This window comes from Rhizobium sp. Nf11,1 (genome assembly GCF_050587665.1).
Lineage (GTDB): Bacteria > Pseudomonadota > Alphaproteobacteria > Rhizobiales > Rhizobiaceae > Rhizobium.
This window is the reverse complement of sequence record NZ_JBOBHU010000003.1, coordinates 246,731-262,935: the sequence shown is the minus strand read 5'-3', so window position 1 is coordinate 262,935 and position 16,205 is coordinate 246,731. Positions and strand designations below refer to the sequence as shown.

At 62.0% G+C, this 16,205-nt stretch carries 13 protein-coding genes; 7 read left to right on the top strand and 6 right to left on the bottom strand.

Features of this window, described 5'->3' with window-relative positions; all coding sequences use genetic code 11:
* Positions 1-40 precede the first annotated feature (40 nt).
* Entirely contained in the window at positions 41-637 is a 597-nt protein-coding gene (locus ACQ7C1_RS06835; protein WP_430957752.1) for a glutathione S-transferase, read from the bottom strand.
* Between the two features lie 60 nt (positions 638-697).
* Positions 698-1,567, bottom strand: a complete 870-nt coding sequence (locus tag ACQ7C1_RS06830) for a 23S rRNA (adenine(2030)-N(6))-methyltransferase RlmJ (protein ID WP_430957751.1) — start codon at positions 1,565-1,567, stop codon at positions 698-700.
* A 16-nt stretch (positions 1,568-1,583) separates the two neighbouring features.
* On the opposite strand from ACQ7C1_RS06830, the gene ACQ7C1_RS06825 reads away from it, so the two are divergent.
* From ACQ7C1_RS06825 to ACQ7C1_RS06815, 3 genes are all read left to right on the top strand, one after another.
* Complete coding sequence (locus ACQ7C1_RS06825; RefSeq protein ID WP_430957750.1) at positions 1,584-3,788, top strand: molybdopterin oxidoreductase family protein; 2,205 nt, start codon at positions 1,584-1,586, stop codon at positions 3,786-3,788.
* A complete protein-coding gene (locus ACQ7C1_RS06820) occupies positions 3,785-4,375 on the top strand; it encodes an NUDIX domain-containing protein (protein ID WP_430957749.1) in 591 nt (196 codons plus the stop codon). Before ACQ7C1_RS06825 ends, ACQ7C1_RS06820 begins: the two co-directional genes overlap by 4 nt.
* A gap of 145 nt (positions 4,376-4,520) precedes the next feature.
* On the top strand, positions 4,521-5,690 hold the full coding sequence (locus ACQ7C1_RS06815; protein WP_430957748.1) for an alpha-D-ribose 1-methylphosphonate 5-triphosphate diphosphatase: 1,170 nt from the start codon (positions 4,521-4,523) through the stop codon (positions 5,688-5,690).
* Positions 5,691-5,954: 264 nt separating this feature from the next.
* On the opposite strand, the gene purN is transcribed toward ACQ7C1_RS06815, so the two are convergent.
* Both purN and purM read right to left on the bottom strand, forming a co-directional pair.
* Complete coding sequence (gene purN / locus ACQ7C1_RS06810) at positions 5,955-6,626, bottom strand: phosphoribosylglycinamide formyltransferase (RefSeq protein ID WP_430957747.1); 672 nt, start codon at positions 6,624-6,626, stop codon at positions 5,955-5,957.
* Entirely contained in the window at positions 6,623-7,696 is a 1,074-nt protein-coding gene (purM, locus tag ACQ7C1_RS06805; protein WP_430957746.1) for a phosphoribosylformylglycinamidine cyclo-ligase, read from the bottom strand. The genes purN and purM overlap by 4 nt, the downstream gene beginning before the upstream one ends.
* Positions 7,697-7,943: 247 nt before the next feature.
* Between purM and ACQ7C1_RS06800 the strand changes: the two genes are divergently transcribed.
* The 4 genes from ACQ7C1_RS06800 (at position 7,944) to ppx (ending at position 13,576) form a co-directional block, all read left to right on the top strand.
* A complete protein-coding gene (locus ACQ7C1_RS06800) occupies positions 7,944-9,068 on the top strand; it encodes an AI-2E family transporter (RefSeq protein WP_085780030.1) in 1,125 nt (374 codons plus the stop codon).
* Positions 9,061-9,774 carry a DnaA regulatory inactivator HdaA gene (gene hdaA, locus ACQ7C1_RS06795; protein ID WP_430957745.1) on the top strand — a complete coding sequence of 238 codons (714 nt, stop codon included), beginning with the start codon at positions 9,061-9,063 and terminating at the stop codon, positions 9,772-9,774. The genes ACQ7C1_RS06800 and hdaA overlap by 8 nt, the downstream gene beginning before the upstream one ends.
* Positions 9,775-9,839: 65 nt before the next feature.
* Positions 9,840-12,044 (top strand): RNA degradosome polyphosphate kinase, encoded by a 2,205-nt coding sequence (locus ACQ7C1_RS06790; protein WP_430957744.1) that lies wholly within the window; start codon positions 9,840-9,842, stop codon positions 12,042-12,044.
* 11 nt (positions 12,045-12,055) lie between these two features.
* On the top strand, positions 12,056-13,576 hold the full coding sequence (gene ppx / locus ACQ7C1_RS06785; RefSeq protein ID WP_430957743.1) for an exopolyphosphatase: 1,521 nt from the start codon (positions 12,056-12,058) through the stop codon (positions 13,574-13,576).
* Between the two features lie 76 nt (positions 13,577-13,652).
* On the opposite strand, the gene ACQ7C1_RS06780 is transcribed toward ppx, so the two are convergent.
* Together ACQ7C1_RS06780 and ACQ7C1_RS06775 are read right to left on the bottom strand one after the other, a co-directional pair.
* Positions 13,653-15,011, bottom strand: a complete 1,359-nt coding sequence (locus ACQ7C1_RS06780; RefSeq protein ID WP_430957742.1) for an esterase-like activity of phytase family protein — start codon at positions 15,009-15,011, stop codon at positions 13,653-13,655.
* Between the two features lie 106 nt (positions 15,012-15,117).
* The gene (locus ACQ7C1_RS06775; RefSeq protein WP_430957741.1) at positions 15,118-16,179 is read right to left on the bottom strand and encodes an adenylate/guanylate cyclase domain-containing protein; all 1,062 of its coding nucleotides are present in this window, start codon (positions 16,177-16,179) and stop codon (positions 15,118-15,120) included.
* Between the last annotated feature and the right edge of the window lie 26 nt (positions 16,180-16,205).

Sequence of the window (16,205 nt, the reverse complement as noted above, 5' to 3'; positions counted from 1 at the left end):
TTTTGCTGTCTACTGTCCGGTGCTCCGTTTCAGCTCCGGATCAGGCGCTGGCTTTGAGCTCGCGATGAGCAGGGAATTTCTTTTCGAACTGCGCCAGCCAGTCGACCAGCGTCGCGTGATCGGCTTCCCACTGGTCCTTGAAGCGTAGGTCGAGATAGTCGAGCGTGGCGGCCAGGGCGAAATGTCCGCCATTGAGCTTCTTGCCGAGTTTCGGCGGCCTGGCGCTGAGATGAGCAAGCCCGGCCGTCACCTTCTTCCATTGCCGGTCGATCCAGGGCTGGTGAACCTTCTCCTCGTCACGGAAGCGGCGCTCGTAGACGATGGTAAGCAGGCAGTCGCAGATACCGTCGCAGAGCGCCTCAAGCACTTCCGCATCCGTGCGTTTGCCGTCTTTGGACGGATAGAGGCCACCCTTCGTCAGGCGGTCGAAATAATGCATGATCGCCACGCTGTCGAAGATCGAAGCGCCTTCCTCCGTCAGAAGCGTCGGAATTTTACCGAGTGGATTGTTGTCCACCAGGATCGCCGGCCCGGTATTGGTATCGACCCGGATGGCGTTCAACTCGATTCCCAGAAAATGTGCGGCCATCCGCACCTTGCTGGAATAGGGCGAGGCCGGTGAGCAGAGGAGCTTCATGGAACACCTGGTGAGACTATGGGGCGGTGGGACGGACTATTCCCGAAGCAGCTTGCCCGGTCAATCGCTCTTGATCGTCTTGTTTTCGCCGCGCAGCCAGAAGGCGCGGTGGGAGGCGAAGCGGTCCTGGGCAAGATGATCCTTCAACGCCGGAAGCATCTGGTGCAACTCATCCTTTAGTGTGAATGGCGGATTGACGATGACGAGGCCGGAGCCGGTCAGTCCGGTCATGCCGCGGTCGCTGCGCACGGTGAGTTCGGCGCAAAGCATCTTCGGGATGTCGAGTGCCTGCAGAGCCTCGTGGAATTCCTTGATCGGCGCGCCCTTCTTTAACGGGTACCAAAGGCAGTAGGTACCGCCGGGAAAGCGGCGATAGGCCTTTTGGAGTCCCTTGGCCAGGCGTTCATACTCGTCCTCTTCCTCGAAGGGCGGGTCGACGAGCACGATGCCGCGCTTTTCCTTCGGCGGCAGATGCGCGCCGAGCGCCAGCCAGCCGTCGAGTTCGGTGATGCGGACGTGGTGATCGCCCTCGAACAGCCGGTGCAGCCTGATATAATCCTCGGGATGCAGCTCCATCGCCGACAGCCGGTCCTGCGGTCGGAACAGCATGCGCGCAAGTTTCGGCGATCCGGGATAGAAACGGATGCCGCCGTCGGGATTGAGTTCGCGGATCGCCGAGAGGTAGGGCTCCAGCAACTCGGAGACCTGAGGCCCGAGTTCGGCCTCCATCAGTTTGCCGATGCCGGCCTGCCACTCGCCGGTTTTCTGCGCTTCCTCGGAAGAGAGGTCGTAGAGGCCGATGCCGGCATGCGTGTCGAGCACGCGGAAGGCGCCCTCCTTCTTCTGCATGTAGCGGATCAGCCGCGCCAGCACGGCATGTTTCAGCACATCGGCAAAATTGCCCGCGTGGTAGATGTGGCGGTAGTTCATTTTCGCTGATGTCCGTATGAATTCACGTCATGGGGAGTTTTTCTGGCTTTTGGCCATGCAGGCCTTGGCATATACAAATGCCATGAACATTGCGACCCCCATTGACGCCAAATCCCCGAAGCTGGACAGCAAGATCGGCCACACGGCCTGTCCGCATGACTGTCCCTCCACCTGCGCGCTGGAGGTTGAGATATCGGAGGACGGCCGCATCGGACGCGTGCGCGGCGCCGGCGACCATTCCTACACCTCGGGCGTCATCTGCGCCAAAGTCGCCCGTTATGCCGAACGGCTCTATCATCCCGACCGGCTGCTGCATCCCCTGCGCCGCGCCGGCGCCAAGGGGGCAGGGCAGTGGCAGCAGATTTCCTGGGACGATGCGCTTGACGAAATCGCCGAAGCCTTCGTGAAGGCCGAGGCAAGGGACGGCAGCGAGGCCATCTGGCCCTATTTCTATGCCGGCACGATGGGCTGGGTGCAGCGCGATTCGATCGATCGGCTGCGCCACGCCAAGCGCTATTCCGGCTTCTTCTCGTCGATCTGCACCAATCCGGCCTGGACCGGCTTCACCATGGCAACCGGCACGCTCCGTGGGCCTGATCCGCGCGAGATGGGCCGCACCGATTGCGTCGTCATCTGGGGCACCAATGCGGTCTCGACCCAGGTCAACGTCATGACCCACGCCGTCAAATCACGCAAAGAGCGTGGCGCCAGGATTGTCGTCATCGACATTTATGACAATCCGACGATGAAGCAGGCCGACATGGCGTTGATCGTCAAGCCTGGCACCGATGCTGCGCTCGCCTGCGCCACCATGCACATCGCCTTCCGGGATGGCTATGCCGATCGTGACTACATGGCGAGATATGCCGACGATCCCCAGGGTCTCGAAGCGCATCTGAAGACGAAGACGCCGCAATGGGCCGCTGCGATCACCGGTCTGTCGGTCGAGGAGATCGAAGCCTTTGCCCGCCTCGTCGGCACGACGAAGAAGACCTTCTTCCGCTTGGGCTACGGTTTCACCCGCCAGCGCAACGGCGCGGTCGCCATGCATGCGGCCGCGTCGGTCGCCACCGTTCTCGGCTCCTGGCAATATGAGGGCGGCGGCGCCTTCCATTCGAACAGCGATATCTTCCGCATGAATAATGCGGAACTGACCGGCCGGTCGATGAAGGACGACGATATCCGCATGCTCGACCAGTCGCAGATCGGCCGGGTGCTGACCGGAGATCCGGTGGCGCTGCGCCATCGTGGTCCGGTGACGGCGATGCTGATCCAGAACACCAATCCCGCCAACATCGCTCCCGAGCAGCGTCTCGTGAGGCGCGGCTTTGCCCGCGACGATCTCTTCGTCGCCGTCCACGAGCAGTTCATGACCGAAACGGCCGACATCGCCGATATCGTCATTCCTGCGACCATGTTCGTTGAGCACGACGATATCTACCGCGCCGGCGGCCAGAACCACATCCTGCTGGGACCGAAGCTGGTCGAGCCGCCGCCGACCGTGCGCACCAATCTCTTCGTCATCGAGGAACTGGCAAAACGCCTCGGCGTCGCCGATCGTCCCGGCTTCGGCTTTACCGCCCGCGAGATGATCGACCGCATCCTCCGATCGAGCGACCTGCCGGATTACGATCATTTCCTCGAACACAAATGGTTCGATCGCCAGCCGGCTTTCGAGGACGCCCATTTCCTGAACGGCTTTGCTCATGCCGACAGCAAGTTCCATTTCCGCCCCGACTGGATCAACCAGCCCGCACCGAACAAGCCGCCGGCCGCCATCGGCGCGCTCGGGCCGCATGCCGAGCTTCCGGCCTTCCCCGATCAGGTCGATATCATCGAAGTTGCCGATCCAGAGCATCCCTTCCGTCTCGCCACGTCGCCGGCGCGCAACTTCCTGAATTCGAGCTTTTCGGAGACCAAGACGTCTCGTCAGAAAGAGGGCCGTCCCGAGGTGATGATCAATCCTGTCGATGCCGAAGCCAACGGTGTCGCCCACGGCGATCTCGTCCGCATCGGCAACAGCCGCGGCGATCTCCGCATCCACGCCCGTATCACCACGGAGGTGAAACCGGGCGTTCTGATTGCCGAGGGTCTCTGGCCGAACAAGGCGCATGTCGACGGCGAGGGCATCAACGTCCTGACGGGCGCCGATCCGGTCGCGCCTTATGGCGGAGCGGCGGTACACGACAACAAGGTCTGGCTTCGCAAGGACGCAGCATGATGCAGCCGAAATCACGGGTGAAGATCGTCGGCGAGGAAATACTGTCGAATGGGTGGACGCGGTTGAGCAGCTATCTGCTCGACTATATCGACCGTAACGGCGCGACCCAGCGGTTGAAGCGGGAGGTCTACCACCGCACGCCGGCCGCCTGCATTCTGCTTTATGATCCGAAACGCGATCTGGTCGTCCTTGTCCGCCAGTTCCGTCTTGCCGTGCATCTGAACGGCGATCCCGCCTGGGTTATCGAAGTGCCGGCCGGCCTTCTCGATAACGATCATCCCGAGACGGCGATACGCCGCGAGGCGATGGAGGAGACCGGCTATCGCCTGCGCGAGGCGCGCTTCCTCTTTAAATGCTACATGTCGCCGGGCGCCATTAGCGAAGTCGTCCACTTCTTCGCAGCCCTGATCGACACCGCCGATCGCGTCGCCGAAGGCGGCGGTCTGGACGAGGAGCATGAGGATATCGAGGTTCTGGAAATCCCGCTCGACGACGCTGCAGGGATGATCGAGACCGGCGAGATTTTCGACGCCAAGACGATCATGCTTTTGCAATGGGCCGCGTTGAACCGGGATAGGATCAGATAGCGAGTCGGATGTCTTGGGGGATCGTTCGATCACCCACGTCGGCTCCGGCATTAAATTGCCGGCGCGCGTAAATTCATACGTTTGTCACGAAGCGGTTCTATCCGCTGCGGTTTGTCGATCATCGGATGCGGTCAGGAGAAAGCCCATGTGGCTCAGCAATTTCACCCTCGTTCTCCCGGGCGAGGTGGTGAGCAAAGGTTCCGTGCGTGTTGAGGACGGCGCCATCGCCGAGATCCGGCCGGAGCCGGTTGCCGGCGCTGCGATCGATGGCCGCGGGCGGCTGCTGATGCCGGGCTTCGTTGACCTGCACGGCGACATGATCGAGCGCGAGATCGCGCCGCGGCCGAACGCGACCATGCCGATCGACTTTGGCATCCACGAACTCGACAAGAAGCTTGCCGCTGCCGGTGTGACCACAGCTTTTGCCGCGGTCTCTTTCGCCACGGAAAGCGTTTATGGCCACGTCCGCTCGCTTGAGACGACGTCGGCGGTGATCGAGGGCATCAACCGGCTGCGTGATGACCTCCTGATCGACCACCGCGTTCATGCCCGCTATGAAATCACCAATGTCGGCGCCGCTCCCGCACTCGAGCGGCTGCTGAATGCCGATCAGATCGACATGGTGTCGCTGACCGACCACACGCCCGGCCAGGGCCAGTACAACAACCTGCAGAGCTACATCCTCAGCATTTCCGAGCGCCGCGCCATCTCCGAGGAAATGGCCGCCGAGATCGTCGCCAAGCGTATCGCCATGCGCAACAATCCCGAGATCGAAGCGAAGCTGAAGGAGATTGTCGCGCTGTCGCTGAAGCACGAGCTGTCGCTCGCCTCCCACGATGACGACAGCGTCGAGAAAGTTGCCGAAATGCACCATCTCGGCGTCACCATCAGCGAGTTTCCGGTCACCGCTCCTGCAGCGGAAGAGGCGCGACGCCGCGGCCTCTGGACGCTGATGGGCGCGCCGAACGCCCTGCGCGGCCAGTCGATGTCAGGCAATCTCAGCGCCCTCGACGCTGCAAGGACCGGGCTGCTCAGCATCATCGCCGCAGACTATCATCCGGCCGCCTTCGTCCCCGGCATATTCAAGCTTGCCGATACGGTGGAAGGGGGCCTGCCAGCAGCCGTCGCCATGGCGACCGGCAACGCCGCCCGCTCCGCTGGCCTGATGGATCGCGGCGAGATCGCCATCGGTCAGCGCGCCGATTTGGTGGCGGTCGAACCCGGCGACATCAACCGCATCCGCGCCACCTTCCGCGCCGGCCGCTTCGTCTACAGCGACGGCACGCTGCATCCGCTGCAGGCGCTGGCGGCTTAAAGCATTTTCCCAAAACTGCGGTTCGTGCCGATGGTTGCCCCTCACCCTAACCCTCTCCCCGTAAACGGGGCGAGGGGACGTGCCCTGCGAGAGCGAGTGGGACCGGAGAGGGTGCGGCATATCCCCTTCCCCCCGCGAGCGGGGAGAAGGTGGCGGCAGCCGGATGAGGGGCAGCTTTCGAAATGGCAGGACTAAGACAAGTCCGAGCATAGCGACGTGCCGGGCTTTGTTAGCAATCTGAGCCGCGTGGCATGAAAATGCCTTTTATGCGCGGTCGCCGATCAGAGAAATCAGTTGCCCCTTCGGCACGGCAAGCGAAACCTCAGCACCCACCGCCTTGCCGCCTTCCATCGTCACCAGACCCCCGGCAAAGAGCCGCAGCGCTTGCGGATAGATCTGGTGTTCAACGGTCAGCACCCGCGCGGCAAGGCTCTCGGCCGTGTCGCCCGAGAGAACCGGGACGGCCGCCTGACCGATCGTCGGCCCTTCGTCCATGCCTTCGGTGACGAAATGCACGGTGCAGCCGGCGATGCGCATGCCGGCGTCGATGGCGCGCTGATGGGTATGCAGGCCCGGAAACAGCGGCAGCAGGGAAGGGTGGATGTTGAGCATCCGGCCTTCATACCGCTGGATGAAGGTCGCCGTCAGCAGCCGCATGTAGCCGGCCAGGCAGAGGATGTCCGGCGAAAGTTCATCGAGCGCAGAAAAAATCGCCGCCTCGTGCGCCTCCTTGCTGGCATAGTCCTTGCGAGGAAAGGCGAAGGTGGCAATGCCCTCGGCCGCTGCCTTCGCGAGCCCGCCGGCGTCCGGCTTATCGGAAATGACGCCGACGATTTCGGCCGGATAGTCGGCCGCTTTCGCCGCCGCGACCAGCGCCATCATGTTGGAGCCGCCGCCGGAGATGAGGACGACGACGCGTTTGCGCGGCGCGCTCATATGGCAAGCGTACCCTTGTAGACCGTGCCGGCAGCGCCTTCGGCGCGGGCAATCATGCGGCCGAGCATGATGACGCTCTCGCCTTCGGCTTCGAGCGCCTGCGATACCGCGGCGGCATTCTCTTTGGCGACGACGACGATCATACCGACGCCGCAATTGAAGGTGCGCAGCATTTCCTTGGCCTCGACCCCGCCCATCTTGGCGAGCCACGAGAAGACCGGCGGGACCTTGACGGCGCCAAGATCGATCTCCGCGGCCAGATGTTTCGGCAGCACGCGCGGAATGTTTTCCGGGAAGCCGCCGCCGGTGATGTGGGCGAGCGCCTTCAGCGCCCCCGTCTCGCGGATCGCCTTCAGGAGCGGCTTCACATAGATGCGGGTCGGTTCGAGCAGCGCTTCGCCGAGCTTCTTGCCTTCGGCGAACGGCGCCGGCGCATCCCAGCCGAGGCCGGAGAGTTCGACGATCTTGCGCACCAGCGAGAAGCCGTTGGAATGGACGCCGGAGGAGGCAAGGCCGAGGATCACGTCGCCCTCGGCGATATCGCCTGAGGGCAGCAGCTTGCCGCGTTCGGCAGCACCGACGGCAAAGCCGGCGAGATCGTAATCGCCGGAGGAATACATGCCGGGCATCTCGGCCGTCTCGCCGCCGATCAGCGCGCAGCCCGCCTCGCGGCAGCCCGCCGCAATGCCGCCGACGATTGCAGCACCCTGGTCGGGGTCGAGCTTGCCGGTCGCGAAGTAATCGAGGAAGAACAGCGGCTCGGCGCCCTGGACCACGAGATCGTTGACGCACATGGCGACGAGGTCGATGCCGACGGTGTCGTGGTAGTCGGCGTCGATCGCGATCTTCAGCTTGGTGCCGACGCCGTCATTGGCGGCGACGAGAACCGGGTCGGTGAAGCCCGCCGCCTTGAGATCGAAGAGCCCGCCGAAGCCGCCGATCTCGCCGTCGGCGCCCGGCCGGCGCGTCGAGCGCACCGCCGGCTTGATCTTCTCGACGAGGAGGTTGCCGGCATCGATGTCGACGCCCGCATCGCTATAGGTCAGGCCGTTTTTTCCAGACTGGCTCATGCTGGTCTCCGATGGCTATTTCCGGGCGGCAGACGCGCCGCGTCATCTGCCGGTCGCAATTGCATGACAGGGGCCTTTATGCAAGCGTCGCATGGCAAAAGCCCCCAATTTCCCACGTCTCCCCCGAGGCTTTCCGGGATTTGATGTGACAGGGTTGACCATCTTTGCGCCTGCATCCTATGTGCTTGATGGCCGCGCCGGATCGGGCGCGGCGTTTGGGCGGCGGCGAGCGATCAGCGGGGAAGCGATGCCACAGCATGTCAGCGGCAATAGTCTGAAGCGCCAGATATTCTTCTGGCTGGCCGTGCTCGTCTTCTTCATCGCCTTCCTCTATGTCTTCAGCTCGATCCTGCTGCCCTTCGTCGCCGGCATGGCGATTGCCTATTTCCTGGATCCGGTGGCGGACAGGCTGCAGCGGCTCGGCCTGAGCCGTATGATGGCGACCATCGTCATCCTCATTGCCTTTGTTGTCGTCTTCGCTTTGGCGCTGATGATCCTCATTCCCGTGCTCATCAGCCAGTTCAATGATTTCGCCGAGCGGTTGCCGGGTTATATCAGCCAATTGCAGCAGTTCGTCACCCAGACGCAGAATTCGCTGCTGCCGGACTGGGTCAAGAGCCAGGCCGGCACGATCAAGGACAATCTCTCCGGCATCCTCTCCGAAGGCATGGGCTTCCTTACGGGGCTTTTCGCGCAGCTCTGGAATTCCGGCAAAGCGATCGTCGACGTCATATCGCTGCTCGTCGTCACCCCCGTCGTCGCCTTCTATATCCTGCTCGATTGGGACCGCATGGTTGCCAAGGTCGACCAGTGGATCCCGCGCGATTATGTCGGCGACGTCCGCCAGATTGCCAAGGAAGTCGATCAGGCGATCGCCGGCTTCATTCGCGGCCAGGGTTCGCTCTGCCTCATCCTTGGCGTCTATTATGCCGCCGGCCTCTCCCTGGTCGGGCTGAATTTCGGCCTGCTGATCGGCCTCTTCGCCGGCATGATCAGCTTCATTCCCTATGTCGGCTCGCTAGTCGGCCTCATTCTCGCTGTGGGCGTGGCACTCGTGCAGTTCTGGCCGGATTATCCTTGGATCGGGCTGGTGCTCGCCGTCTTCTTCAGCGGCCAGTTCCTCGAAGGCAACATCCTGCAGCCGAAGCTCGTCGGCTCCAGCGTCGGCCTGCATCCGGTCTGGTTGATGTTTGCGCTGTTTGCCTTCGGCGCGCTCTTCGGATTCGTCGGGCTTCTGGTCGCCGTGCCGGCCGCCGCGGCCGTCGGCGTTCTTGTCCGCTTCGCGCTTTCACGCTACCTTCAGAGCGATCTTTATTTTGGCGGGTCATCAGGCGGCCGCGCCCGGAAGACGAAATCAGTACCCAATGAATGACGTGAAGAACGCTGATCCGAAGCGCAAGGCCGGAGAGCAGCTTCCCCTGGCCTTTTCACATGATGTTGCAACCGGCCGCGACGATCTCTTGATCTCGGAGCGTCTCGCCGCCGCCGTTTCGATCGTCGATGCATGGCCGAACTGGCCGTCACCGGTCGTTGTCCTCGCCGGTCCGGTAGGATCCGGAAAATCGCACCTGGCCGGGATCTGGAAAGAACACAGCGGAGCGGAGATCATTCACCCCAAGGTCGGCTCCAATGCCGCGGTCACGGCGGCGAACGGCCCTGTCTTGTTCGAGGATGCCGATCGTCTCGGCTTCGACGACAACACGCTCTTCCACGTCATCAACAGCGTGCGCGAAAACGGCACCAGCCTGCTGATGACAAGCCGTCTATGGCCGATGTCGTGGCCGGTCCTGCTGCCGGATCTGCGCTCTCGCCTCAAGGCCGCCACCGTCGTCGAGATCGGTGAGCCGGATGAAGCCCTGTTGTCGCAGGTGATCGTCAAGCTCTTCGCCGACCGGCAGCTTTATATAGATGACAAACTCGTGCTCTATATCGTCAACCGGATGGAGCGGTCGCTGAACGCGGCCCAGATGATCGTCGAAAGGCTCGACCGGCTGGCCCTGTCGCGGGGCACGAAAATCACCCGGTCTCTTGCTGCCGAGGTATTGAATGAATTGGGAAATTCGGAACTGGCCGATTGACTGTCACAGATCCGTCGTGAAACTGATATAATTGCCGTCGCGATTGAAAACGGGGTAAGCGGACCATGGACAGCGCAGTCGCAGAACATCAGGAACTCACTCCGGAAACCAACGACAATGTCCCCCCGCTGGAAGAACTGCTGGCGAGCCCCGAGCGCTTCATCAATCGCGAATTCTCCTGGCTGCAGTTCAACCGGCGCGTCCTGGAAGAGACGCTGAATACCGAGCATCCGCTGCTCGAGCGCGTTCGCTTCCTGTCGATTTCGGCAGCCAACCTCGACGAGTTCTTCATGGTGCGCGTTGCCGGCCTCGAGGGCCAGGTGCGCCAGAACATCGCCATCCGCAGCCCCGACGGCAAGACACCGGCCGAACAGCTCGATTCGATCCTGCAGGAGATCGACCATCTGCAGATGGAGCAGCAGGCTTCGCTCGCCGTGCTGCAGCAGTATCTCGCCAAGGAAGACATTCTGATCGTGCGCCCGGGCGCCCTGAGTGATGCAGACCGCCAGTGGCTGGCGGCCGAATTCGAACAGGCGATCTTCCCGGTGCTGACGCCGCTGTCCATCGATCCGGCTCATCCGTTCCCCTTCATTCCCAATCTCGGTTTTTCGATCGGGCTGCAGCTCGTCAGCAAGAATGGCCGCGAGCCGATGACGGCGCTGCTGCGCCTGCCGGTGGCGCTCGACCGCTTCGTCCGGCTGCCCGATGATGGGAACACGATCCGCTACATCACGCTGGAAGACGTCGCCAACATCTTCATTCACCGTCTCTATCCGGGCTACGAGGTGCAGGGTTCCGGTACGTTCCGCGTCATCCGCGACAGCGATATCGAAGTCGAGGAAGAGGCCGAGGATCTCGTGCGCTTTTTCGAAACGGCACTGAAGCGACGCCGCCGCGGCAAGGTCATCCGCATCGAGACCGATTCGGAAATGCCGGCCTCGCTGCGTCAGTTCGTCGTGCAGGCACTCAGCATCCCTGACAATCGCGTCGCCGTTCTGCCGGGGCTCCTGGCGCTGAACACTCTGTCGGAGATCACCAAGGCGCCGCGCGACGATCTCAGGTTTCAGCCCTACAATGCGCGATTTCCCGAGCGCGTCCGCGAACATGCCGGCGACTGCTTCGCCGCCATCCGCGAGAAGGACATGGTCGTCCATCACCCCTATGAATCCTTCGATGTGGTGGTCCAGTTCCTTCTCCAGGCTGCGCGCGATCCTGACGTTCTGGCGATAAAGCAGACGCTTTACCGCACCTCGAACGACAGCCCGATCGTCCGCGCTCTGGTCGATGCCGCTGAAGCCGGCAAGTCGGTGACAGCGCTGGTGGAGCTCAAGGCCCGCTTCGACGAAGAGGCGAATATCCGCTGGGCACGCGATCTCGAACGCGCCGGCGTGCAGGTCGTTTTCGGTTTCATCGAGCTCAAGACCCACGCCAAGATGTCTATGATCGTCCGCCGCGAGGAAGGCAAGCTCAGAACCTACTGTCACTTGGGAACCGGTAACTACCACCCGATCACCGCCAAGATCTATACGGATCTCTCCTATTTCACCTGCAATTCCGTCATCGCCCACGACATGGCGAACATCTTCAACTTCATCACCGGCTACGGCGAACCTGAAGAAGGAATGCAGATCGCCGTCTCTCCCAATGCCTTGCGCCCGCGCATCCTGCGTCACATCGATGAAGAGATTCAACACGCCAGGAACGGCAGGCCGGCGGCGATCTGGATGAAGATGAACGCGCTCGTCGACCCCGACATTATCGATGCGCTCTATCGCGCCAGCCACGCGGGCGTCGAGATCGATCTCGTCGTGCGCGGCATCTGCTGCCTGCGTCCCCAAGTGCCCGGTCTCTCGGAGAAGATCCGCGTCAAGTCGATCATCGGCCGCTTCCTCGAGCATAGCCGCATCTTCTGCTTCGGCAACGGCCATGGCCTGCCTTCCGACAAGGCGCTGGTCTACATCGGCTCGGCCGACATGATGCCGAGAAATCTCGACCGCCGCGTCGAGACCATGGTTCCGCTGACGAATCCGACTGTTCATGAGCAGGTCTTGTCACAGATTATGCTCGGCAACGTGATTGACAATCAACAAAGCTACGAGATATTGCCCGACGGTACGTCGCGGCGCATGGAAGTGCGCAGGGGCGAGGAGCCGTTCAATGCGCAACAGTATTTCATGACTAATCCGAGCCTGTCAGGCCGTGGTGAAGCTCTGAAATCAAGCGCGCCGAAACTGATCGCCGGCCTGCTCGAAGGCCGCAACAACAAGTAAAACTGGACCATATGGTTGAATCTGAAGCCCAGGGGCGCCTTCCAGGGATCGCCCCGGTCTCCGTCGTCGACATCGGATCGAATTCCATTCGTCTTGTCGTCTACGAAGGCCTGTCCCGTTCGCCTACGATCCTCTTCAACGAAAAGGTCCTCTGCGGCCTCGGCAAAGGCATAGCCGTCACCGGCAAGATGGATGAAGAGGGCGTCGCTCGGGCTCTGGCGGCGCTCCACCGTTTCAAGGCCCTATCCGATCAGGCGCGGGCCGCCACCATGTATGTGCTGGCGACGGCCGCCGCCCGTGAGGCGAGCAACGGCCCCGATTTCATCCATCAGGCCGAGACGATCCTGCAGCGCCACGTCCGGGTGCTCTCGGGCGAGGAGGAGGCTCGTTTCGCCTCGCTCGGCATCATCAGCGGTTTCTTCAATCCTGACGGCATTGCCGGCGACCTCGGCGGCGGCTCTCTTGAATTGATCGACATCAAGGGCAAGGAGGTCGGCAAGGGCATTACGCTGCCGCTCGGCGGTTTGCGCCTGTCGGAATATGCCGGCGGTTCTCTTTCCAAAGCGCGTGACTTCGCCCGTAAGCAGCTGAAGACGGCAAAGCTTTTGACGAACGGCGAGGGGCGCACCTTCTACGCCGTCGGCGGCACCTGGCGAAACATCGCCAAGCTGCACATGGAGATCACCAATTATCCGCTGCATATGATGCAGGGCTATGAGGTATCGCTTGAAGCGATGATGCTGTTCCTCGAACAGGTGATGACCGCGCGCGATTCGCGCGAGCCGGCGCTGCAGGCCGTTTCCAAGCACCGCCGCTCGCTGCTGCCCTTCGGCGCCGTCGCCATGAAGGAGGTGCTGAGCGCGATGAAGCCGTCGGTGATTTCCTTCTCGGCGCAGGGCGTGCGCGAGGGATATCTTTATTCGCTGCTGTCTGAGGCCGAGCGCCGCGCCGATCCGCTGTTGGCCGCTGCAGGCGAACTGGCGATCCTGCGTGCCCGTTCGCCGGAGCACGCCCGCGAACTGGCGGAATGGACCGGCCGTATGATGCCTTTCTTCGACGTTCAGGAAACCGAAGAGGAAAGCCGCTATCGCCAGGCCGCCTGTCTGCTCGCCGATATCAGCTGGCGCGCCCATCCTGATTACCGTGGCCTGCAGGCGCTAAACGTCATTGCCCACTCGTCCTTCGTCGGCATCAGCCATCCCGGTCGCGCCTTCATCGCGCTCACCAATTATTACCGTTTCGAGGGGCTGCATGACGACGGCGCCACCGGCCCGCTGGCGCAGATCGCCACCCCGCAGTTCATCGAGCGCGCCAAGTTGCTCGGCGGCATGCTGCGCGTCGTCTACCTCTTCTCGGCCTCCATGCCCGGCGTCGTCAAGAACCTGACCTTCCGCAAATCGTCGAACCCGGACTTCGACCTCGAATTCGTGGTGCCGCCGGAATACCGCGATTTCGCCGGCGAACGCCTGGACGGTCGCCTGCAGCAGCTGTCGAGGCTGACGAACAAGAGGCTGGCGTTCCGGTTCGAGTAGGTTGATTTGCGGCACGCCCTCAACAACAAAGGCGGCACTGATGCGCCGCCCTCTCAATCTCACATTAGAGCCCAAATTACTTCGCGTTCAAAAACTCACCAACCTCAAGCAGGCTGAACTCATTATTGTCGGCCTTGTCGACGGCGCGGCCGGCCGAGAAGGGCAGGTTGTTGTCGTTACCGATGATGATGTGCGTGGCGTCGACGCGGTCGACGTTTTCGATCGTGACGAACGGCATGTCGTAGACGCCGTCCTTGTTGCCGGCCTTCTTCTTGTTGTCGGGGTCGTGGATGTTCAGGAGGTCGATATAGCCGATCTTGCGGACGGCCTTGCCGACATTGGCGTCGTTGAACTCGATCTTGTAGACGCGCTTCAGCACCGCCGGAGCTTCGAAGCAATCCGGCTTCGGCTGCTTCGGGTCGGCGCAGGCCTTATCGCTGGTGCCGGCGCCGCTGTCGCGCTCGATGACGAGAGCGGTGGAGTCGTCGAGCATGTTGAAATCACCGATCGATACACCCTTGTCTTCGAACGGATAAAGCCAGCTGCGGCCGGTCCACTTCTTGGAGGCAGCGTCGAATTCAATGACGCGGATGGCCGTATGGCCGTCAGCCGTTTCCATTGTGCCGTCATCCTTGTAGATGGCGCCTTCGAGCAGGCCGTAGAGCTTGGATCCGTCCTTCGACATGGCAAGGCCTTCGAAGCCGCCCGAGCGCTTCAGGTTGAAGACCGGCATCTTGGCGGCCGGATTGCCCGGCAGCTGGATCAGCGGGTTGTCGGGCGAAAGCACCGCCTTGCCGTCGAGCGTCGTCGGGATCACGTCCGTCAGGCGACCTTCGGTATCGACTTTGAGGATATAGGGACCGAACTCGTCGCCCAGCCAGAAGCCGTCGGCAACCGGCTGGATCGATTCGATGTCGAAGTCGGCACCGGTGAGGTAACGCTTTTCTGTGCCTTCGAGCACGATCGGGAACGGCGCGATCTTGTTTGGATCGGAGAGGAAGAGGTTCTTGACGACCTCAGCTTTGTTGGCAGTCCAGTCGAACTTCATCTGATGCAGGAACAACATGGAGTCGGAAGAGTTGGCTTTGGAACCGAATCCGTTGTCCGAGAGCGTCCAAAAGGTCCCGTCGGCCAGCGTCTTGATGCCCGAGAAACCCTGGATCGGCTGGCCGTCGAACGGAAGCTTGAGGTCCGTCACGCGCGCGCCGTCCTTGCCGGGAACGCTGCCGAGTGCTTCGGTGCGCTTGCGGTCCGGCGTCGTGAACTTGCCGGAATGCTTGAGGAATTCGGGGGCGTCGGCCGGAGCAGGAACCATGGTATTGGCTGGCAGGATCGCCTGGCCGGCGAGATTGGCCGGGAACTGCTGCTGGTCGGCCGAAACGGGGCCGGCAATCAGGATGAAAAGCGATACGGAAGCAAAAAGGACGTCCTTCATAATATCCCCATGGAACGGATGCGAATGGCTTCCGCTTAACAGGGCTTCCGTGTCAGCGAATTGACGGTTGGGTGAAGCTTTGGTGACGGGTGATAAATGGACTTGCTCAGCCGTGCAGAACGACTGCGGGCGTGTTCAGGACGGTCACCGCACGCGAGGACAGCGCCATGACGCCGAGTGCCTGGCCGCGTCCCTTGACGGCATGGATCCCGAGATCTTCGCAGGAAATGTCGTCGGGAAAAGTCATGCGCCGGGCCAGCTCCGCGGAGATCAGCACCTGCCGGTTCAGGCTGCGGCAGAGCGTCTCCAGCCGGGCGGTCGTATTCACTGTATCGCCGAAATAGCTGATTTTGTGGTGGTCGACGCCGACTTCCGCCGTGATGATCTCGCCGCCATGAAGGGCTACGCGAAGCTTCGGCACCTGGCCGTAATTTTTCCGCCAGCCGGCGGCATTGGCTTCGATATCGGCGAGGATATCGAAGATGCAGCGAACGCAGCGCGCATCCTTGACGCCGCGGGCAAGCGGCCAGGTAATGATCGCCGCATCACCGACATAGTCGTTGATCATGCCCTTGTGGCGCCGGACCGGCTCCGCGAAGGTCGCAAACAGCGAGCTCAGCAACTGCTGTGCCCTGAGGTCGCCGTGCTTTTCCGCAAAAGCTGTCGAATCGACGAGATCGATGAAGAGGAAGACACGCTCTTCCTTGACCGGATTACGATAGCGGCTGATGAGCATGCTGACGAATACTTCGCGGCCGAGCAATTCCCGCACGCGCAGGATGAAGATCAGTGCCGAGCAGACGGCAAGCGCATAGAGGAAGACCTCGAACGGCATGACGACGAGATCAAGGAACGACGACGGCTTCAGCATGCCGAGCGACCAGAGCAGGAGGCCGGCGCAGGCGAAGCCGATGCTCATCAGGATCTCGTAGATCACCAGCTCCGTGATGATGAACACGAAGGTCGGCAGCCTCTGGATCCGTCGGTAGAGGGTGCGAAACAGCACCTTGCGCTCGAAGGCGAGAATCGGCATGCCGATAAAGAGCGCGAAGATCGCCCCGATGACCGGCGTCTGATTGGAGTAGAACATCAGATCGTAGATGACGCCGCTCGCAGCCAGCACGATCGCGATCAAGATCCAGTTCTGCGTTGGAGATATTTCTCGCATGCCGCCTCTTCGCCTGAGGTTTCCTC